This is a genomic window from Bradyrhizobium sp. MOS002 (genome assembly GCF_003020115.1).
Classification (GTDB): domain Bacteria; phylum Pseudomonadota; class Alphaproteobacteria; order Rhizobiales; family Xanthobacteraceae; genus Bradyrhizobium.
Window position 1 is genome coordinate 808,224 of the sequence record NZ_PYFX01000002.1, and the last position, 20,227, is coordinate 828,450.

A 20,227-nucleotide genomic window follows, 5' to 3' on the forward strand; every position below is an offset into this window, starting at 1 on the left:
ACTCCCGCCGCCCTGAATGCCCCGTCCGGAGAATTCGAATGAAAATGATCGAGACGACCGGCTCCGCCCTGAATTGGAAAGTGACGACGGTGAAGCGGGCGGGACTGAGCCGCGACTTGCCGTCCGGAAATCCGGATCTGATGTGGGTCGCGAATTCGTCGACGCTGATCTACGGCGAGCGGGATGCGGTTCTCGTCGACACGTTCCTCACCGCCGGGCACTCGAAAACGTTGCTGGACTGGGTCGTTTCGTGCGAGCGGAATCTGACCACGATCTATGTCACGCACGGGCACGGAGATCACTTCTTCGGCCTGGCGCCGCTGCTCGATCGCTTTCCGCATGCAAAAGCCGTTGCTGTTCCCGAGGTCGTCGACGAGATGAAGGCGCAGCTCTCGCCGGGATCGCTCGACGGCTTCTGGCGCAAGCGCTTTCCGGGCGAGATCGCAGAGCGCCTGGTGGCGGCGGCTCCCCTCGAAGGCGAGCTCACGCTCGAGGGGCACAAGCTCGTCGTGGTCGACATGGGACGAACCGATACGGCGCGCTCCACCGCCCTTCATGTCCCCTCTCTCGACCTGATTGTCGCCGGCGACACCGTGTACAACGGCATTCATCCCTATCTGGCCGAAACCGATACGCAGAGCCGGCTGGAATGGATCGCCGCGCTCGGCCGGCTCGAGGCCTTGAATCCGCGCTTCGTGGTGGCCGGACACAAGAAGCCGGGCGATGACGACGCTCCGCGCGACATCGCAGAGACCCGCCAATACCTGCTCGATTTCAACCGACTCGATAAGGCGACGACATCGCCACGCGAGCTTTACGAGGCGATGCTCGAGCTCCATCCCGACCGTGCCAATCCGGGATCGCTCTGGAGTGGAGCCAACGCCGCAAAGGAGCAGAGGTCATGACGAGCTGGCAGAACAATCGAGCCGCGCGCGATGCGCGCATTGCGGCGGGAGCTGGCCTTGCCCGCGGCAAGGTCGTTGAGGCACACGACGTCACGCGCCTGCTGGAGGCCGTGGTCCGGCCGGGTGACCGGGTTTGCCTGGAGGGCGATAACCAGAAGCAGGCGGATCTCTTGAGCAGCGCGCTGCTGGCGGTCGATCTGTCCAAGGTCAACGATCTGCACATGGTGCAGTCGGGTGTCGTTTTGCCAGAGCATCTAGACCTTTTCGACCGCGGAGTCGCGAAGCGACTCGACTATGCTTATTCAGGGCCGCAATCGGCGCGCATCGCGCGCATGCTGTTCGGCGGCAAGATCGAGCTGGGCGCTGTTCATACCTATCTCGAACTGTTTGCCCGCTACTTCATCGACCTCACGCCGCACGTCGCGCTGATCGCCGCCGTCAGCGCCGACCGCGAGGGAAATCTCTACACCGGCCCGAACACCGAGGACACTCCGACCGTGGTCGAGGCGACGGCGTTCAAGGACGGCGTCGTGATCGCGCAGGTCAACGAGATCGTCGACACCGTTCCGCGGGTCGACATCCCGGCGGATCGGGTCCATTTCATCGTCAAGGCCGACAAGCCGTTCTTCGTCGAGCCGCTGTTCACGCGCGATCCGGCCGCGATCACGGAAGGCCAGATCCTGACCGCGATGCTCGCGATCAAGGGTGTCTATGCGCCCTATCGCGTGCAGCGGCTCAATCACGGCATCGGCTTCAGCACGGCTGCGATCGAGCTCCTGCTGCCGACATTCGGCGAGAGGCTTGGACTGAAGGGCACGATCGCGACCCACTTCGCGTTGAATCCCCATCCCGCGCTTATTCCCGCGATCGAGTCCGGCTGGGTGCGGCAGATCCACTCGTTCGGGTCGGAGGTCGGCATGGACGACTACATCCGCGCCAGATCCGACATCTACTTCACCGGTCCCGACGGCTCGTTGCGCTCCAACCGCGCCTTCTGTCAGACCGCCGGCCTCTATGCCTGCGACATGTTCATCGGCTCCACGTTGCAGATCGATCTGCAAGGAAATTCGTCGACCGTCACCACCTCGCGCATCGCAGGCTTCGGCGGCGCTCCGAACATGGGGGCGGATGCCCGCGGGCGGCGCCATCCGAGCGAGCCCTGGCTGAAGGCCGGAGCGGAGGCCGATCCCGACGGCTCGGCACTGATGCGCCGCGGCCGCAAGCTGGTGGTGCAGATCGGCGAGACGTTCGGCGACAAGAACGTGCCGCTGTTCGTCGAGAAGCTCGATGCGATCGAGCTCGCCGAAAAGCTGAAGCTCGATCTCGCGCCGGTCATGATCTACGGCGACGACGTCACGCACATCGTCACCGAAGAGGGCGTGGCAAACCTGTTGCTGTGCCGCACCGCTCAGGAGCGCGAACAGGCCATCCGCGGCGTTGCCGGCTACACCGACGTCGGCCGTCGGCGGGACCACGGCATGGTCTCGCGCTTGCGCGAGCGCGGCGTGATCCGCAGGCCGGAAGATCTCGGCATCAATCCGCTCGATGCGGATCGCAGCCTGCTGGCGGCGCGCTCGATCAAGGATCTCGTGCACTGGTCGGGCGGACTCTACGCGCCGCCGTCAAAATTCAGGAACTGGTGAGGGACAGACCATGGAAGATCTCAACTTTCAACACCAGGTTCGCGCGCGAGCCGGCGGCACCAGGCAAAGTGCGATTGTCGGCGTGGTCGCGTCCGGAAATCTGGAAGTGCTGGTCGAGCGAAGCTTGCCGGACGCGGAATGCGCCGTGGACATCAAGACTGCGGCCGTGGGCTTCGGAGCAGTCTGGAGCGCGGTGATCGGCGATTTCGTCGAGCGCTATTCGCCGGGTGGGCTGAAGTTCTCGATCAATGACGGCGGCGCGCGTCCGGATACGGTGTCGCTGCGGCTGGCGCAGGCGGTGCGATTGATCGCGGAGGCCGGCCAATGACCGCTCCGCTCAAGGACATCACCCCGGCCGAACGGGCCCGCAGCACCAGCTTCTACGAGGCGTCGGCTCGCACGCGGCTGGAGCTGCTGCTCGATGCCGGCAGCTTCGTCGAATTCATCGGGCCGGAGCAGCGCGAGGTCAGCCCGCATCTGAAGATATTCGATCTTCCCGAGCAGTTCGACGACGGCATCGTCGTCGGTCACGGTCGCCTTGACGGTTCGCCGGTGTTCGTCGCCGCGCAGGAAGGCCGCTTCATGGGCGGCGCGTTTGGCGAGGTGCACGGCGCCAAGCTGACCGGGCTGCTCCGCGCCGCGCGCCGGATCAGCTCGATCCCCGTTCTGATCCTGTTTGATACCGGCGGGGTCCGGTTGCAGGAGGCCAATGCCGGCGAGCTGGCCATCGCCGAGATCATGCGCGCCGTGATGGAAGCGCGCAGTGCCGGCGCGAAGGTCATCGGTCTGATCGGCGGCAGGTCCGGATGCTATGGCGGCGGCGGCCTGATCGCAGGCTGTTGCTCCGCTCTCATTGTTTCGGAGCCGGGGCGCATCGCGGTGTCGGGCCCCGAAGTGATCGAGACCAATCGCGGCATCGAGGAGTTCGATTCCCGCGATCGCGCTTTGGTTTGGCGGACCATGGGAGGCAAGCATCGCCGCCTGCTCGGCGCCGCCGATGTCTTCGCCGACGACAACGTGCAGGATTTTCGCGAGGCCGCGCTGGAGCTGCTCGGCCTGCTCGGACCTTTCGGTCTCGACAGGCTGAAGGCCGAGCAGCGGCGGCTTGCCGACCGGCTGCGCAGCTTCGGCGACTGCGGCGATGCCGTGGACATCTGGACGGCGGAAGGCATTGCGCATGCCGAAGCCGTTCCAGAGCTGCCGGCCGATCAGTTCATTGCCCTTGCCAACCGGATCGGGAGGACCAGCCGTGACGCTCGATAATATCCTCGCTTCGCTCTTTCCCGACGGCCATGAGGTGAGGAACGACAAGGGCGTCATCCTCGGCTCGGCGACGCTGCGGTCCGGCGGCCGGATGCTCGTGCTTGGTGTTGCGGACCGGACGGCGCTAGGCGTCGACGAAGCGATCAGGCTGTCGGGCCACGTCCTGGAGTCGATTGACCGGGACTCCGGGCCGATCCTGGTGCTCGTCGACAGCGACAGCCAGCGCATGAGCAAGCGGGACGAGATGCTCGGGTTGAACGAATTCCTCGCGCATCTGGCGAAGGTGCTGATCCATGCGGACATGAATGGCCGCCCGACCATCGGCCTTCTGTATGGTCACTCGGCTGCGGGCGCCCTGCTTGCGACGGGTCTTGCGACGCGTGTGCTGGTCGGATTGCCCGGGGCCGATCCCGCGGTGATGGACCTGCCGTCGATGGCAAAGGTCACCAAGCTGTCGATGGAGGCCCTGCAGGAAAAGGCGAAGTCGACGCCGGTGTTCGCACCGGGCCTGTCCAATCTCGCACAGATGGGCGCCGTTCACATGACGTGGAGCAATGCCACGTCGCTTGCCGACCCGTTGGAGGCGCTGCTGGCCGGTTTGCCGGCCGTGCAGGACCGGCGGGATGCGCTCGGCAAGGAGCGTGGCGGCCGGCTGAAGGCCACTGAGATTGCGGAGCGCGTTCATGACCTCGCCCTGCAAGCACGGTGAGCGTCCACCGGGTCGTCATGACCTGGTCTTCGTCAGCCCCGAAGGCTGGCGCGCAATGCTGGACGCGCGCGACGATCTCGCAGCCGATTCCCTTCTCGCGCGCTGGCCAAAAAAGCGATGGCCGACAATCAGGCGGCGCGCTTTGCCATGCGAGGCAACCGGCCTCGCGCTGGGCCTGCCCTTGCCACCCTCTGCCGGCAAGAAACGGGTCTCCTTCGTGGTCGATATCGACCACGTCATCTCGGTTGCGAGGCCGCCGTCGCTGCGGCAGGCGCGGGCCTACGCGCCGCGCAACTGGTGGCCGACGCTCGACCGGCTCGATGGGCTGGCGCTTCGCCATTCGGTGGACGCGCGCGTCTTCGGCAGCCTGGCCTGGCAGGCGCTGACCGGGCTCGACTACCTCACCGGCCGTTCCGACCTCGATGTCCTGTTCGAGTTTCGCCGCGAAACCGACATCGATCGCTTCGTCGCCGATGTTGCCGCAATCGAGACTGACGCGCCGATGCGGCTCGATGGCGAGTTGATGGGCGCCGACGGCGCTGCGGTGAACTGGCGCGAATTCCACGGCGGCGCGAGCGAGCTTCTGGTCAAGAGCCTCGAACGCGTGGTCCTGCTCGGCAGGCCTCAATTCATGTCGGGAGCTATGGGATCATGATCACCACGGCCGCAAGGGGCGTGGAACGGCAGGTTCTGCGCCGAGCGCGGATCGCGCCCGATGTCCCCGCCATCGGCGCCGTCGCCGCCGATTGCCTCGTCAAGGAGCTCGAGACCTGGCCGAAGCCGGGGCTGGTGAGCCATGTCGACAACGGCAGTCACGTCGACATGGATGCGGGCACGTTTCGTCGCAGCGCTGCGGCTATCAGGCCCTATCTGCAACGAATGGCTGATGAGGGCGCGCTCGGCTGCGGCATGGGGCGGCTGCGGATCATTGGTCTTGAAGCGGAGCGGGCCATGCTGGCGGCGACTGCGGGGGTCAACACGCACCGTGGCGCAATCTTCGGGCTCGGCCTGCTGTGCGCGGCCGCCGGCGCGAGAGCTGGCGGGTTGGTCGATCCCGGGCTACCGCTTGGCGCTGTCGTGGCGCGCCTGTGGGGCGAGGCCATATTCGATGGTCCGGTGCTGCTGCATAGCCATGGCAGCGCAGCCCACCGCCGCTTTCGCGCGGGTGGTGCACGGATGGAGGCCGCAAACGGATTTCCCAGCGTCTACCGGATCGGCTTGCCGGCCTTGCGCAGCGCGACGATGATTGCGCCGGAAGATACTGAAGCAGCCCGGGTCGAGGCGTGCTTTGCGTTGATCGCATTCGTCGAAGACACCAACCTCCTGCATCGCGGTGGGCTCGACGGCCTTCGCTTTGCACATGACGCGGCGCGTCGCTTCATCGCTTCAGGCGGCGTCGGCGCGTCCGGCTGGCGTGCGCGGGCGCAGTCGATCCACGAAAGCTTCGTCGCCCGTCGCCTCAGCCCGGGTGGATCGGCCGACCTGCTTGCCATGACGCTCTTCGTCGACGCCCATGAAAGGCCTGATCCATGATGTCCAACGCGATCCTGATGGCGCTGGTGCCGGTCTTCTTCGTTCTCTTGCTGGGATACGCCGCCGGAAAATTTCATATCGTCGACAATCTTCACGTCGACGCTCTCAACGCACTCGTGATGGATTTTGCGCTGCCGGCCTCTCTGTTCGCGGCGACAGCGTCGGCGTCGCGCCGCGAGATGATCGAGCAGGTTCCGCTCTTCCTGGTGCTCGGCGTGACGATGCTGCTGCTCTATCTGGCCTGGTATTTTACCGCTCGCGGGGTCTCCAAGGTCTCCCGGTCGGAAGCATCGTTACAGGCGTTGACGATTGGCTTTCCGAATCTCGCCGGCGTTGGCCTTCCGATCATGACTTCAGTCGTGGGGTCGGCCGGCACTGTTCCGGTTGCCGTCGCATTGGCGGCGGGGTCGATCCTCATCAGTCCGCTGACCCTGATCATGGCGGAAATGGGCGCCGCAAAGGCTCGCGGCGAGCAAATGGCGGGGCGGCAGGTCTTGACCGCAATTCGGCGTGCGATCACCAAGCCGGTGGTGCTCGCGCCCGCGCTTGGCATCCTGTTCTCGTTGTCGGATGTGAGCCTCGACGCGCTGGCCCATGCGAGCCTCGCGCTGATCGGAAGTTCGGCTGCCGGCGTCGCCCTGTTTCTCACCGGAGCCATTCTGTCGGCGCAGTCGTTTCGGCTGGACTGGAAGATCGTCGCTGCAACGGTGGCCTCGGACATCGTGCGCCCGCTGCTGGCAGTTGCGCTCATTTATCTCATTCCGATTACGCAGGATGCGGCGAAAACGGCTATTCTGCTCGCCGCGACGCCCTCGGGCTTCTTCGGAATCCTGTTCGCCGTCAACTACCGGCTGGATTCCGCAAGGGCGGGGTCGATGGTCATCGCCAGCACCGGATTCAGCGTCGTGACCCTGGCCATCGCGATCGCGCTGCTCTTTCCCCACTAGGCCGCGACCATGACGCTTGCGATCCTCTGCTCGGGACAAGGCGGCCAGCACCGGGACATGTTCGCTCTCACGAGCGATGCGCCGGAAGCCGCGCAGTTGTTTACGCATGCGACGGCATTACTCGGTGGCAGGGATCCGCGCGAATTCGTCCGCGGCGAGGCCGATGGGGTCCTGCACCACAACCGTGCCGGCCAGATTCTCTGCACCTTGCAGCCGCTCGCTGCGGCGTGTGCGCTCGCAGATGTCATTCCACGTGGCGTCATCGTTGCCGGCTATAGTGTCGGCGAAGTCGCGGCCTGGGGTGTCGGCGGCTTGTTCGATGCGACCGCCACGCTCGATCTCGTGGCGCGCCGCGCAGAGGCCATGGATGCGGCCACGCACGCCGGCGATGGACTGATCTTCGTCCGTGGTCTTTCGCGAGACGAGATCGGTCGCCTTTGCGAACGTCACGGCGCGGCGATCGCCATCGTCAATCCCGGCGATGCCTTTGTCATCGGCGGCGGCCGGGAGGCGCTAAGCGGGATTGCCGCAGACGCGCGGGCGACGCACGGCGCAAGGATCGTCGCGTTGCCGGTTGAGGTGGCCTCCCACACCAAACGGCTCGCCGCGGCGTCCGCCGTATTTCGTGAAACTCTACGTCTGGTACCGATGGTGTTCCCGCCGCGGAGCGCTGCGCGCATTCTGAGCGGAATAGATGGCACTCCGGTCGTCTCGGCCGACAGCGGTCTCGACAAGCTTGCGGCGCAGATCTCGCAAACCGTGCAATGGGCAGATTGCCTGCAAGCCTGTGTCGAAGCGGGCGCGACGGCGTTTCTCGAGCTGGGGCCGGGACATGCGCTGAGCGGCATGGCCGCTGAAATCGGGGCCGGACTTCCGGCTCGCTCGCTGGACGATTTCAGAAGCCTTCAGGGCGTCCGCGCCTGGGTTGCGCGTCACCTGAGCGCCTAAGCGCGACAAATTCCGAAGAGACAATCGCGCTGCGCGGTTGAAAAAAAAGGGGCCGTCCTTTGTGGGAGGACGGCCCCAAAATGCTCGTATGCCCAGGGAGGAGAGAGGCTCGAGCGGTGACTTGGGGGTCTCAGTCACCTAACATGCGCAGCATCGCCGATTGCCCGGCCAAAGTATTTCACGAACCCCGGCTGTTTCTCATTTCGCATGATTCACGTGAAGTCCGCGGGCAGCACGTGGGACACGGCCAAGCGTGTCGCAGCCGGATCGCCGCCGGAGAGTCGGGACGAAGCCGACGCGTTCCGGCTGGCGCATCGCCAGCGCGCGGGGCTTTCACCTGTGATCCGCTTGAAGACGGTCGAGAAATGCGCCTGCGTGCAGAAGCCGACGGTCAGCGCCACCTCGGCGAGGACCGTCTCGGAATTCGATAGCAGCGATTTCGCACGCTCGATGCGCTGATGCAGCAGGTATTCCCGCGGTCGGTATCCCGTCGCGGCACGAAACTGGGCCGCGAAGTGCATCCGGGACAGTCCCGCCACCTTGGCAAGCTCGGACAGGGTGATGCCATGGTCGAAGTTTGTCCCGACATACTCCTCGACGCGCCGCAGCCGCCATTTCGGCAACGCATTGACTTTCACTTGAGGAAGCTCGCGCCGGGCAATGTGCATTGCCAGCGTCCGGCCGATGCAGCGTGCGAATTCCCGGTCGGCCGAATGGCCGCGTTCGGTCAGTGCTTTCGCAAGCTGCTCGGCAAACGGGTCGCGGAGCAGGACGAGGTCGTTGAGGCCTTCCGGCGCCGCGGGGCCTGCTCCGGGCCGAAGAGGCGAAAAATAGCCGGCGGCGGAGACGTGGAAGTGCAGGAAATCGCACGGCGCGTAGAACTGCGCACCGAGCCGCTGCGACGGTGCCCCGATATACAACGTCCCCGCCGGCATGACGCCGTCGAAGATGGTGTGACGGCCTCTGGTCAGTTTGACGCGTGTTGCTTTCAAGGCGATCGCCAGGAAGTATCGGTCGCAAGGCGTCCGGGCTTCTTCGTGCCTTATGCCTGTTTGTGCAGACGTCCAGCGCGAGATCGTGATGTCCTCGGACGCGGTGCCGGCATGTTGGCCGGGCTGGCGCCACCTTCGTTCGAGGAGAAATGCGCGAGATTCTTGCGGGGAGGCCGGTTCGAGGCGGCTGGGCTGATACGTCACCCGGGCGCCGGCCGCTTGCATATCAGTAAGCATCGTTCGTCCCCGTGTCGTTGGATTCTGCTGCCGTCGGGGACGGCAGCAGAATGCAATTGGTCCAGGTTCGAACGATAGGTGCGACCGCGTCGGAAGGCTCGTTAAGGAAGCTGAAGCGGTATTAGATTTTGCAAATGCGGCCGGATGCGACCGCGTGTCGCGAAAAGTTCAATTTGATCAAAGGGATCAAATGCAGGTGAGGAGAGAACCCACCGGACGAGAGGTGCATGCGTCCCGTCCGGCCGGGCGTCTTCGTCTGATTCAGGGCAGGCGTGGCGAGGCGTCGAGGCCGGGTGTGAGGCCGGGCGCGATCGTCTCTGCCGGGGGGACCGCGGGTTCGCGCGAATACGGAACGGCTTCCACCGCGGGGCGCTGTTGGGATGTGGCCTGAAGGCAGTTCGCGCGAGGCGGACGTCCCGCGCCGAACAGATCGGCGACGGGATCCACGAAGTTCGTGCGGAATTGCTCAAGCCGGCTTTGGGTTTCGCCTGAGGGCTGCCGGATCGTCACCGTTGCCGTCATGCCGGAGACCAGCGGCACCCCCGGAGGCACCGCGTCGATGGCGACGCGAACCGGTACGCGCTGCGCAAGCCGAACCCAGGTGTAGATAGGATCGACGTTGGGCAAGCCTTGGGTGCCGGATGCGGCGTTCGACACGCTGACGCCGCGGGTCACGGTTTTTACATGTCCCTGAAGCGGCTTCGAGTAGCCGACCAGCTGTGCCTCCGCGCGATCGCCCACGCACACGCCGGCCATCTTGGTCTCTTCGAAGTAGCCGTCGATCCAGAAGCTGTTGGCATCGATGATGGAGACGTTGCTGGTGCCGGTGGCAGCATAATCGCCGACGCGCAGCAGGAGGTTGGTGACGTAGCCGTCGACCGGACTCGTTACGTTGGTTCGCTTCAGGTTTAATTCCGCCTGAGCAAGCTGATGCGCCGCCGCCTCATACGCGGCCTTTGCTTGCAAGGCATTGCCGGCGAAGATCTGCTGTTCCTCCGGCGTCGTTGCGAGGTTGGACAAGCGCTGGCGCCGGTTGAACTGGGCCTGCTTCACTTCGAGATCCGCCGCGCGCTGGTCGAGGACGGCCTTGCCGACATGGGCGGCCACCTCGAAGTCGAAGGGGTCGATGACGTAGAGCACATCGCCTCTATGGACGAATTGATTGTCGGTCACCCGCAGTTCTACGATCTCGCCCGAAACTTGCGGCGCGACGTTGGCGACCTGGACGCGCACGCTGCCGTTCCGCGTCCAGGGCGCGGTGACGTAATGCTGCCAGGTCGCGAGCGATATCAAGACGGCGACCAGTGCGATGCCGAGGGTGGCAAGATGTTTGCCGGCGCCGTGGATGAAGCGGCGGGCCCCCTCGCGCAGCACCTTCGCGGATGGAGCCGCCTGTTCCGGAGGTCTGACGCCGTCTGCGACGTGATCGCTGATGTCGCGCGCAACGGTCTCCGGCATGTTCGAACCGTCCAAGGTGTCTACGGCATCCACCGGTACTGTGGCCGGTGGTTCGCCGTGAAGCGGGGCGGCGCTGCGGGGCAGGGTGGCTTCCATGACTTTTCTCCCTAGAAGAATAGTGCGAGCATGCCGAACATCGCCACGTAGAGGCTGAGTTCGGCCAGCGACGGGTTGCTGAAGAATCTTGCGAACCCGACGAAGCGCAGCAGCGGGCGCAGCATCAGGAACGCGAGCATCGCCGTTGCCGCATAGGAGACGATGGGAGCAATGAGCACGCCGCCGATGACGAGTTCCCGATAGGTGTTCATCATGATCGTTTCTCTCGGCTGGAGCCGGTCGGAGATTGTGACGGCGTGAACGCCGCACTTGCCGCAATCAGCGCGGCTATGGCTGCACTGGTGGACAGGTTGCTTCGCGCTCCCGCCTCGTGCAGCGCCCCGGCCGAAGCGAGGATCGCGCCGCCGTCCCGCCGGGCGAGAGCCTCTCGCGCGGCCTGCGCCGCTCCCGCGAGCGGGCCCTGTCCGATCCGGTCCAGTTCGGCACAGCAGCGCCGCAGGGCGTCGGCCTGGTCGAAAAGGTGCATGGCAGTGCCGGCGATCTGATCGTTGATCGCGGAGGGGCCGTTTGCGGTCACCATCTGTTCGATCCGGGCCGCGTCGCGAAAGGTGGCTTCCTCCGGCGCGAGGTGCCGGGCTCGCCCGCAATCCTGGCCGCTCAGTTCGCGCCGGACCTCTCCCAGCAGCAATCGAACTCGCCGGTCGCCCGACAACGGAGGCAGCAGCACCTGCGCCGCGAAGACGAGCGCGGATGCCAGGCAGACAAACAGGCTCGTCACGACAAATACCCGGGGGTCGTAGCTCTGCGGATTGGCCGGCGCGAGCACGGCGAGCGTGAACACCAGGACCAGGCGGCCAAGGGAAGACGGCAGCGGGCTCGGCAGCGTGATCAGCAGCGCGAGGCCGATGACGACAGGCGCGAGACCGATCGCCAGCAACTGAAACTCGGACACACCGTCGAAGACGAGGTATTTCAGGGTGCCGGCCAGCACGCAGGCGATGGGCGTCGCCATCACCGCCACCATCATAAAGTTGCGTGGCGAGGGCGACGTCGAGCCGAGGCCGATGATCACGGCGACAAGTGAGAGGCAGAGTTCTGTTGTCGGCCAGCCCGCAAGCACGAAGAAGATTGCGATCAGCGTGAACGAGATCGCGGCCCGTGCGCCGGTTTCGACCGCGATGCGGCGCGAACGATAGAGCGGCGCGCGCCATGCACGATAGGGGCGCGTCCCTGCACGCAGCGCATCGAGGCTGCTGCGCACCTGCGCGTTCTTGCGGCTGATTTCGGTCCGCAGCCAGGATCGGGAAATCGCCATCAGCCCGACCGCATCCTGGTCCGGATCGTCCGCATTCTGCGCCGGAGCGGACGTGGCGGAGAGCGCTGCCAGCATGCGGCCGAGAGAGAACGCGCTGACGAGGTCGACCAGCGCGGAACGCGCGGCCGCGGCTCTTGTCGTGCCAACGCTCGATTCCGCCGCTAGGCTCGCGATGTCCGGGCGCAGCGCTGCGATGTCATGCAGCATGCTCGCCGAACCGTGCGCGGATGGAGCTCGGCCGCGCTCGGCATCTCGCGCGAGATCTATGACCCGGCTAGCCAGCGCCTCGATGCGTCTTGCCAGGGCCGGGTGATAGTTCGGCGCGGCCAGAACTTCATTCACGAGCGCCACCGCGAGGACCCCGATGCTGATGGCCGCGCCCCGCGCGACACCGGTCGGGAATACGTTCAGCGGACTGTCGATCTGCTGAATGGCAATCAGCGCGACCGTGGTGCAGCAGAGAGACGCTGCATAAGCGCGATTGCCGTCGAGCATCCCGACGGCGCAAACGCAAAGGCCGACCCAAATGCCGAGCACCGCGAGCAGGAGGCCGTCGGTTTGAGAAAACACGCCGGCGATCGCGATCGATGCCGCCACGCCGATGGCGGTAGCGAGCAGCCGGTAGCCGGCCTTCTCCATGCCTTGACCGCGCGTGGGCAGTGCCAGGATCGCCACGGTGAGGGCCGACGACGAGGGCGATTCGAGCTCGAGCCAGAAGCTCACATAGAGCGCGAGAAGCATCGCGAGCCACACCCGCAGCGCAAAAGCCCAGGAGCTCGCCGGAAAGCCGGCGAAGACCAACGGGCGCGCCTCGGCGGTAGCATGGGCATTGATTTGCATCGCGCGAGATCCCCATTCCCCTCGGCAGAGCGGCCAGCCCTGCCAGTGTCGTGATACGCGCGCGAATATGAGGTGCGGGGGCCCGCCGGTATTCCCGGTTCACCAACCTGGTTGCCGGATTGCACGTGGGGTTGAGGGAAAATGGCTCTCGTCCGCCCGGCCGCGAGCTGGACTATTGCGGCCCGTTGCCTGCCAGCGCGTCTTCGAGGCAGCGGATGATCTCGTCACCGCTGGAAGGCTTGCCGAGATAGCAATGCGCGCCTGCGGCCATGACGCGCTGACGCACGGTTTCGCTCGGAAACGCCGTCATGAAGATGATTGGAAAATGGCGGCCGGCGGCAACCAGCTGGGCCTGCAGCTCATCGCCGGTGATGACCGGCATCTGGACGTCGGCGATCATGCATGCCGGATCGTCTCCGGGCGCCTGCCGCAGGAAGTCCATGCCGGATTCGTAGGCCTGGGCCTCGTAGCCGACCGAACGCACGAGGCTCGCCAGCGATGCGCGAACGCCTTCGTCGTCATCCACGATCGCAATCACCAAGCTCTTGGCCATGGGCGCCCAATCCTGACCGCGGTGTTCCGCAAGGAAGAGCATCTCCCTCGGCGCGGCCGATGACGCTTTATGCACCTGGGGCAGTCCCGCCGGAATTATACTCAGGTTTGGTCCGTAGTCCTGCGGGTCTGGGAAACCCCGAGCGCCTCGGCCTTGCGAACGAGGTCAGCGAACGACCGGACCCCCATCTTGCGCATGACGTTCCCGCGGTGGATCTTGACCGTGATCTCGCTAAGGCCGATCAGGGCGGCGACCTGCTTGTTCATCAGGCCGGCGGTGACATGGCCCATCACCTCGCGCTCGCGCGCCGTCAGGGTCTCGTACTGGGCGCGGATGTCCTCCTTGGTCGCGGCTTCGGCCCGGTGCTGCGCATCGCGCTCGAGCGCCGCGGTCACGGCGTCGAGCATGTCCTGGTCGCGAAATGGCTTGGAGAGGAAATCGACGGCGCCGGCCTTCATGGCACGCACCGACATCGGTATGTCCCCATGACCCGTCATGAAGATGATCGGATAGCTGATGCCCTGCCGGACGAGCTGGCTCTGCAGATCGAGCCCGCTCACCCCGGGAAGGCGGACGTCTAGCACGATGCAGCCGGGGCCGTCGGGCAGCGAGCCTCCAAGCAGTTCGGACGGCGAGCCGTACAGGCGCGTATCGAGGCCGACTGATCGGAACAGGCTGTCGAGCGAGGCGCGGATCCCTGCGTCGTCATCAACGATGATAACGACCGAGTTGAGCGATTGGGTAGGCGGTTGCGCGTGGTCTGGTCGTGTCATGATCGAGTGTGTTCTTGGCTGTATGGCAGTGTCAGGCGGAATGTTGCTCCCGCGCCCGGGGTGCTCTCGGCCGACAACTGGCCGCCGTGAGCTTCCACCGTCGTTCGGCAGATCGCAAGTCCCATGCCCATTCCACCGCGCTTCGTCGTGAAGAACGGATCAAACAGGTGCGGCATATCGTCGGGCCGGATGCCGGGACCGCTGTCCTGAACCGTGATGGCGAGTCTCTCGGCGTCGATGGCGCTGGCGCGCAGCATGACGGTACGGGAACCGCGCTGGTCGGACATGGCCTGGCCGGCATTGACCAGCAGGTTGACCAGCACCTGCTGAAGCTGGATGCGGTCGCCGCGAATTGGCCTCAGGCCGGGCTTCGTCTCGACAGTCAGGACGACGTCGTCGTTCGCGAGCTCCCGCGCGACCAGAAGGGCCGCTTCCTGGATGATCTCGGCGATATCGAGGCTGTCCTGCTGGGCAGGCGCCTTCTTCAGGAAGGTGCGGATGCGAGCCACGACCTCGCCGGCACGGCGGCCTTGTGCGACGACATGAACGATCGTGGCCGCGACCTCCTTCAGATCGGGCACGTCGCGCCGCAGCCATCGCAAGCCGGCCTCGCCGCTGGTGACGATCGCCGCCAGCGGCTGATTGACCTCGTGGGCGATGGAGGCGCTGAGCTCGCCGAGGGTGGCGACGCGCGCGGCATGGGCGAGTTCCGCCTGCGCCGCGAGCAACGCATCCTGCGCCTGCCTGCGCTCGGTGATGTCGACGACGAAGGCGAGCACGTTGCGGTCGCCGTCAGGCCCGGAGGGGAAGGTGATCGTGAACAGCACGGGAACTTTGCGTCCGTCGAGCCTGACGAGCTCGGTTTCGCCTTCGTAGAATGGCTCGCCTTCCGCGAACGCAATCAATGCGCCGAGGAAACTGCGGTCGTTCTCGCCGAGAAGCAGGTCCACATTCTCGATAAAGGTCGAGGCATCGTTTGCTCCCGCCATCTTTTGCAGTGCCGGATTGACGTCGGTGATTGCAGCGAGTCGGCGGGCATGCCGGACGAAATCGGGATATCGCGCCAGATGGTCGCGCAGGCTTGCTCCCGCGGCATCCAGCGATTGCAGTGCGGTTCGGAGTTCGCTCCAATCCTCTTCGACGACGCCGATCCGGCTTGCGTCGAACATCCGGCGGTATCGCTGTTCACTTCGCACCAGCGCGCTGTGTGCGGCGACGCGGTCGGTGACGTCGGTGTGCGTTTCAAGGACCCCGACGGGCTTGCCAAGACGGTCGTGCTGCAGAGCCCATCGGGCATCGACGGTAAGCGCCGCGCCGTCTTTCGTTCGTTGCTGCACGCGGCCTTCCCATCGACCGGTGCCCACCAGGTTCGCTTCGATGACCTCGCGCCGGTCGGGATATCTGGTTTGCAGAAGCGCGTCGGCGAGCTGCCCGACCACCTCTTCGGCAGACCATCCGTAGACCTGCTCGGCCGTCTTGTTCCAGAAAGTGATCACGCCGCCGCGATCCCTGACGAAGATCATGTCGTGCGAAAGGTTGAGCAGGCGGGCTTGCGCCGCGAGACGCTTCGTCGCCGCGTGATTTTGCAGCGCCAGCAAGGTCGTGATCCCGATTGCCGCGAGGCTCACCAGCACACGAAGGGCGGGTGAGGCGATGGTCCGCAGATCGTGTGACACGAGATAGGCGGTGACCGTCAGGGCGATGCAGCCGGCTGCGGCGACGATGGTATCGTCGCGCCGGTTGGTCTTTGCCGCGAGCAGGATCGCCACGATATAGAGAACCGCCACGGCACCCTCGAGCGGTGTCAGGACGTCAACAAGGAAAACCGCAAAGGCGAGGACGGCGGACAAGGACCGCAAGCCGGTGCGGCTCATGGATGAGCCCGTAGTCAGATCATGACGCGTCATCGTCGCTTGCAGTCGTTCTTTTCACATCGGGTATCAGCTGCGTTGATGCCGCGATTTGATCGCGTTCACAACATCCACCCGCGCAATTTTCGTGCTGTCGTGGAAGACCTGTCGCGCCGCTCGATGCGGTGAAGGCACCGGCGAGCGGCATTCCGGAAGAACCAGGGAGTTCGCGTGGTCCCGCCGGTGGTTGGTGCGCGGAAAGCGCGTCAACTTACCGCAGGCATCGCGCCGCAAGTTCTGTCCGCAGCCGCGCTGCCGGTGAGGCGTTGCACCGGTTCGCTCGCCCGACGAACAGGTCGTGATCATACCTAGGTATGACGCGGTCAACCCGAGAACCTATAGACGCACCCGCGGGTAGAATGGATCGCGCACACCGCCGAATTACTCTGTCCCCATGGCATTCGGGCAAGGCAGTCAGCCAGGCCGGATCGAAACGGGACAAGGAGATTCGACGATGTCGCTGCAGATGTCACGCTCACAGGCGATCAAGGATCATGACGTTCGCGCGATCGATATCTCGGCAATCGATCGCGATCGGCTCGGGCTATCGAAACTCCCCGGCCGGTTCGACGAAGGTGGAACGATGCTGTCTTTCGTCCATCTGGACATGGCCCTGGCGGTCGAGCATGCGGCGGACGCCGAACGTTCTGTCGCTCGTGGACCTGGCTTCAGGCTCTCCGCAAAACTCCTTGCAGCGCCGCCCGCCGAGAGCGAACGGGCGTTCGCAGGAGGAGAATTCACCGATCCGGTGATGCGGCGCCTGTCCGATGCGCTCGCGGCGACCGAAGCCACGCCCGATGCCCATTCCGCCATCATGGCCGACGCTCTGCGGCTTGCGATCCTCACCCGGACGTTTAGTCGGCAGGCTCCCAGCGCACGGGCGGAGCTCGATCAGGCCGACGCCATTCGCGAGGAGGACGCTGGACGGTCCGTAAGGTCGCTGCAGAATTGGCGTCTCAGGCGCGTCCTGCAATATGTCGACAAGAATCTGACTGCAAAGATAACGCTTCAGGACATGGCTGCCGTCGCCGGCCTGAGCAGGATGCATTTCGCCGGGCAGTTCCGTGCGGCCGTCGGCGTGCGGCCTCATGAATATCTGCTGAGGCGCCGCATCCAGCGCGCCCAGGAGCTCCTCAAGCAGGCCGAAATTACGCTCGTGGATGTCGCCCTGACCGTGGGCTTCCAGACCCAGGCGCATTTCACCACGGTGTTCAAGCGCTTTGTCGGCGATACGCCGTATCAATGGCGAAGCGCTTATCTCGCGCAATTCATGCCGCTGCCGTGCGCAAAGGCAGGCCCGTCATGATCAACATTGGCATTCAGGCGCTGCTGCTGTCGCAAGCCAGTCTTCATTTGACGCTGACGCATCATGAATTGATGGAGATGATCGAAGTTCTCCGCGCTCTCGGCAATTCGTACCGCCTCGCTGCGTCAGAGCCTGGAAGCACCTTTCTCTATGGACGCCTCGCCTTCAATTTTTGTCGAGGCGCTGTGATGTGGGCCGCGCGGTAGGCGGCACTTCGGTGGCACCCGGGCGTCGGGTATCTGCGACAGCGACTGTTTGCTGTGCGTGTCCAATACCATTCAGCGCCTGCAGACCATTGGGCTCCCGCGAATGCCCTTGGCGGCCGCCCAACGTCACTGCGGTGTGCCCCGCGGCCCGGCTTGGCCGCTGGCGCGCTGATCGGGATCAGCACGTCGGTGGCGAGATCGATCCGCTGGAAGCGGTCCGGGTCGATCCGGATGTGATGTATGCTTTAGTCTGGTGACGCAGCCGAATTCCGGTGATGGTGTACCAACCTCTTGAGCGACCAACTCCGAGGCTTCGACGCATGGGAGGACTACCCGTCGGGCAAAACACCGTCATCCCGTCAACCCCTCCTTGCAAAAATATTCCACTTTGCCGAAATTCGGTTTTGGCGTATGTGTCGCCTATCCCGGCTCATTCTTGAGGGGCGATCTTGTGGTCGTCACGTTCGCGAGCCGGGCTTGCGGTGGACGCGGCAGCGTTCGGGTACGAGAGGTGTGGGCGGGGCGGATTGCTCTCCGTGAGCCCAAGGCTTCGTGCCGACGAGCGGCGCTGCTAGGCTTCGTCTCGTCATCAGGTCGGCGGCAACGTGCACAATGTCGTCGAAACCGGTGGCGAAATGGCGGGCCGTGCGTACGGCAAAACCGTGTGGTCCTGGCCGTCGTTGCTACGGTCAAGCTCTTGCGGATGCGGCATCTGCGTCAACCGGCGCGGTGTCGGCGACTCCTGTGAGAGTGAGGGAGGCCAGCAGGAACTCGGCTCCCGGGAGAGCACGGCATAAGCCGTCCAACCATCGCGCAGGGAAGGCCGAGTGATTGGCTACACCTGTATGCTGCTGTGCGGTTTTTCTGCGTGTGCTTTTCGCGCAGCGGACCGCGGGTGCCAGCTGGCACCCGGCCTTCCCTGCGCCCTCTTGGACAAGAGGGTGGAGCGACGAAGCAAAGCTCGGGCGAAACGCGCCGCGAGGACGAGAGGTCATGTCCGCTGTCGGAAAGGTCTCTCTATCATGTCGCGGCATGCAACCGAAGCTTATCCCTGTCGAAGGCCGGATCTGCCGAAGCAGGCCTCGATGCGATTTGGAGCGAGTGACCTCACGCGGCGCGGCGGCGAGTCGTTGCCTTCGTCTTGGCCTTTGTCCTGGCCTTTGCCTCTGTTTTTGCCTTCGGCTTCTCCGGCGCCGCCGATGCCGGGGTGCGCCGAGCCCCGGGGCCGGGGTGGGTATGAACCTCCTTGGCCAAAAGCGGCTCGCCGCATTCGGAGCACACCATGACCGGATCGAAGTCCTTGCCGCATTTGCGGTGTTGATGCAGCAAAGGTCGCCCGCGTATGTCGACCATATGAGTGTCGCCCCAATGCACGATCGCCATCATGATCGGATAGAGATCGAGCCCCTTCTGGGTGAGGATGTATTCGTGCCGCTTGGGCGAGTCCTGATAGGGGATACGACGCAACACGCCCTGCCGGACCAGCTTCTTCAGCCGTTCGGCGAGCAGGTGGCGCGTGATTCCGAGCGAAGACTGAAACCCCTCGAAACGGCGCGTGCGCAGGAAGCATTCACGCAGGATCAGAAGGGTCCAGCGGTCGCCGATCACGCCGATGGTTCGCGCCATCGAACACGGCTCGTCCTCCAGCTCACCCCATTTCATTCCGGATCTCCACTCCGCCCCGGGCTTCCGCGCGAACATCGTCCAGGAAGCCTTTGGTTCGGATATCATTCTAAATCGGTACTGACTGCGAGACAATGTGTTTCCGAGGTCACATGAAGCGCAAAATGCACTTGAATTGACAGTTCGTTTTTAGAACTGTATGAATGATCCACGGCCTGAAGTTTGGCCGGACGACCGGATCCAGGCCTGACCGGGAGAAGACCCTTGCAAAAGAGAAACGCGACCGTGGCCGTGATCGGCGCCGGTGATTTTATCGGCAGCGAGATTGCAAAGAAGTTCGCCTCCGAGGGCTTTACGGTGTTCGCGGGACGCCGCGACGGTGCCAAGCTCGAACCGCTCGTCAAGGAGATCGAGCAGGCCGGCGGCGACATTCACGCCCGCGCGCTCGATGCGCGCAAGGAAGACCAGATCATCTCGTTTCTCGGCGATGCCGACAAGCACGCGCCGCTCGAGGTTTGCATCTTCAACGTCGGCGCCAACGTCAACTTTCCCCTTCTCGACACGACCGAACGGGTGTTTCGCAAGGTCTGGGAAATGGCTTGCTATTCCGGCTTCCTCGCCGGCCGCGAGGCCGCGCGCCTGATGCTGCCCCGTGGCCAGGGCAACATCTTCTTCACCGGTGCGACGGCGAGCTTGCGCGGCGGAAGCGGCTATGCGGCCTTCGCCAGCGCCAAGTTCGGCCTGCGGGCGGTCGCGCAAGCCGCGGCGCGCGAATTGGGCCCGAAGAACATTCACGTGGCGCATCTGATCATCGATTCCGGCGTCGACACGGAATGGGTCCGGCAACGGCGGATCGAGGCGCTCGGTCCGAACGCGCTGGATAATCCCGACCTGCTGATGCCGCCGTCGTCGGTCGCCGAATCCTACTGGATGCTCTATCAGCAGCCCAAGAGCGCCTGGACCTTCGAGCTGGAGATTCGTCCCTTCGGGGAGAAATGGTAGCGGAGCC

The 20,227-nt window shown here is 64.8% G+C and carries 20 protein-coding genes; 12 read left to right on the plus strand and 8 right to left on the minus strand.

What is annotated here, in order from left to right:
• Nucleotides 1–38 precede the first annotated feature (38 nt).
• Genes C7G41_RS08480 through C7G41_RS08520 form a run of 9 tightly spaced genes read left to right on the plus strand, consistent with a single transcriptional unit; the run spans nucleotide 39 to nucleotide 7,948 of the window.
• The gene (locus tag C7G41_RS08480) at nucleotides 39–905 is read left to right on the plus strand and encodes an MBL fold metallo-hydrolase (RefSeq protein ID WP_106942093.1); all 867 of its coding nucleotides are present in this window, start codon (nucleotides 39–41) and stop codon (nucleotides 903–905) included.
• Nucleotides 902–2,548, plus strand: a complete 1,647-nt coding sequence (gene mdcA, locus C7G41_RS08485) for a malonate decarboxylase subunit alpha (protein WP_106942094.1) — start codon at nucleotides 902–904, stop codon at nucleotides 2,546–2,548. The genes C7G41_RS08480 and mdcA overlap by 4 nt, the downstream gene beginning before the upstream one ends.
• A 10-nt stretch (nucleotides 2,549–2,558) precedes the next feature.
• Complete coding sequence (mdcC, locus tag C7G41_RS08490; protein WP_106942095.1) at nucleotides 2,559–2,876, plus strand: malonate decarboxylase acyl carrier protein; 318 nt, start codon at nucleotides 2,559–2,561, stop codon at nucleotides 2,874–2,876.
• Nucleotides 2,873–3,811: a biotin-independent malonate decarboxylase subunit beta gene (locus tag C7G41_RS08495; RefSeq protein ID WP_199198255.1), complete on the plus strand. Its 939-nt coding sequence runs from the start codon at nucleotides 2,873–2,875 to the stop codon at nucleotides 3,809–3,811. Before mdcC ends, C7G41_RS08495 begins: the two co-directional genes overlap by 4 nt.
• On the plus strand, nucleotides 3,798–4,520 hold the full coding sequence (mdcE, locus tag C7G41_RS08500) for a biotin-independent malonate decarboxylase subunit gamma (RefSeq protein ID WP_106942096.1): 723 nt from the start codon (nucleotides 3,798–3,800) through the stop codon (nucleotides 4,518–4,520). The genes C7G41_RS08495 and mdcE overlap by 14 nt, the downstream gene beginning before the upstream one ends.
• Nucleotides 4,495–5,175, plus strand: coding sequence for a malonate decarboxylase holo-[acyl-carrier-protein] synthase (mdcG, locus tag C7G41_RS08505; protein WP_106942097.1), 681 nt, complete (start codon nucleotides 4,495–4,497; stop codon nucleotides 5,173–5,175). The genes mdcE and mdcG overlap by 26 nt, the downstream gene beginning before the upstream one ends.
• The gene (gene mdcB / locus C7G41_RS08510; RefSeq protein WP_106942098.1) at nucleotides 5,172–6,053 is read left to right on the plus strand and encodes a triphosphoribosyl-dephospho-CoA synthase MdcB; all 882 of its coding nucleotides are present in this window, start codon (nucleotides 5,172–5,174) and stop codon (nucleotides 6,051–6,053) included. The genes mdcG and mdcB overlap by 4 nt, the downstream gene beginning before the upstream one ends.
• Complete coding sequence (locus C7G41_RS08515; RefSeq protein ID WP_106942099.1) at nucleotides 6,050–7,000, plus strand: AEC family transporter; 951 nt, start codon at nucleotides 6,050–6,052, stop codon at nucleotides 6,998–7,000. The genes mdcB and C7G41_RS08515 overlap by 4 nt, the downstream gene beginning before the upstream one ends.
• 9 nt (nucleotides 7,001–7,009) lie before the next feature.
• The gene (locus C7G41_RS08520; RefSeq protein ID WP_106942100.1) at nucleotides 7,010–7,948 is read left to right on the plus strand and encodes an acyltransferase domain-containing protein; all 939 of its coding nucleotides are present in this window, start codon (nucleotides 7,010–7,012) and stop codon (nucleotides 7,946–7,948) included.
• A gap of 212 nt (nucleotides 7,949–8,160) precedes the next feature.
• Here C7G41_RS08520 and C7G41_RS08525 read toward each other — a convergent pair whose 3' ends face one another.
• The 7 genes from C7G41_RS08525 to C7G41_RS08555 form a co-directional block, all read right to left on the minus strand.
• A complete protein-coding gene (locus C7G41_RS08525; RefSeq protein WP_373681103.1) occupies nucleotides 8,161–9,165 on the minus strand; it encodes a helix-turn-helix domain-containing protein in 1,005 nt (334 codons plus the stop codon).
• 273 nt (nucleotides 9,166–9,438) lie between these two features.
• Nucleotides 9,439–10,731: an HlyD family secretion protein gene (locus tag C7G41_RS08530; RefSeq protein WP_106942102.1), complete on the minus strand. Its 1,293-nt coding sequence runs from the start codon at nucleotides 10,729–10,731 to the stop codon at nucleotides 9,439–9,441.
• Between the two features lie 11 nt (nucleotides 10,732–10,742).
• Nucleotides 10,743–10,946, minus strand: coding sequence for a DUF1656 domain-containing protein (locus tag C7G41_RS08535; protein ID WP_106942103.1), 204 nt, complete (start codon nucleotides 10,944–10,946; stop codon nucleotides 10,743–10,745).
• Nucleotides 10,943–12,847, minus strand: a complete 1,905-nt coding sequence (locus C7G41_RS08540) for an FUSC family protein (RefSeq protein WP_106942104.1) — start codon at nucleotides 12,845–12,847, stop codon at nucleotides 10,943–10,945. The genes C7G41_RS08535 and C7G41_RS08540 overlap by 4 nt, the downstream gene beginning before the upstream one ends.
• A gap of 172 nt (nucleotides 12,848–13,019) precedes the next feature.
• Nucleotides 13,020–13,400, minus strand: coding sequence for a response regulator transcription factor (locus tag C7G41_RS08545; protein WP_199198256.1), 381 nt, complete (start codon nucleotides 13,398–13,400; stop codon nucleotides 13,020–13,022).
• A 101-nt stretch (nucleotides 13,401–13,501) separates the two neighbouring features.
• Nucleotides 13,502–14,173: a response regulator transcription factor gene (locus C7G41_RS08550; protein ID WP_106942106.1), complete on the minus strand. Its 672-nt coding sequence runs from the start codon at nucleotides 14,171–14,173 to the stop codon at nucleotides 13,502–13,504.
• Nucleotides 14,170–16,080, minus strand: coding sequence for an ATP-binding protein (locus tag C7G41_RS08555; RefSeq protein WP_106942107.1), 1,911 nt, complete (start codon nucleotides 16,078–16,080; stop codon nucleotides 14,170–14,172). The genes C7G41_RS08550 and C7G41_RS08555 overlap by 4 nt, the downstream gene beginning before the upstream one ends.
• Nucleotides 16,081–16,537: 457 nt before the next feature.
• Between C7G41_RS08555 and C7G41_RS08560 the strand changes: the two genes are divergently transcribed.
• A complete protein-coding gene (locus C7G41_RS08560; RefSeq protein ID WP_106942108.1) occupies nucleotides 16,538–17,389 on the plus strand; it encodes an AraC family transcriptional regulator in 852 nt (283 codons plus the stop codon).
• Nucleotides 17,386–17,595 (plus strand): hypothetical protein, encoded by a 210-nt coding sequence (locus C7G41_RS08565; protein WP_106942109.1) that lies wholly within the window; start codon nucleotides 17,386–17,388, stop codon nucleotides 17,593–17,595. Before C7G41_RS08560 ends, C7G41_RS08565 begins: the two co-directional genes overlap by 4 nt.
• Before the next feature lie 1,107 nt (nucleotides 17,596–18,702).
• Here the strand turns inward: C7G41_RS08565 and C7G41_RS08580 are convergent.
• Nucleotides 18,703–19,257 carry a helix-turn-helix domain-containing protein gene (locus tag C7G41_RS08580; RefSeq protein WP_106942111.1) on the minus strand — a complete coding sequence of 185 codons (555 nt, stop codon included), beginning with the start codon at nucleotides 19,255–19,257 and terminating at the stop codon, nucleotides 18,703–18,705.
• A 225-nt stretch (nucleotides 19,258–19,482) separates the two neighbouring features.
• On the opposite strand from C7G41_RS08580, the gene C7G41_RS08585 reads away from it, so the two are divergent.
• Complete coding sequence (locus C7G41_RS08585; protein WP_106942112.1) at nucleotides 19,483–20,220, plus strand: SDR family oxidoreductase; 738 nt, start codon at nucleotides 19,483–19,485, stop codon at nucleotides 20,218–20,220.
• The last annotated feature ends 7 nt before the right edge of the window (nucleotides 20,221–20,227 follow it).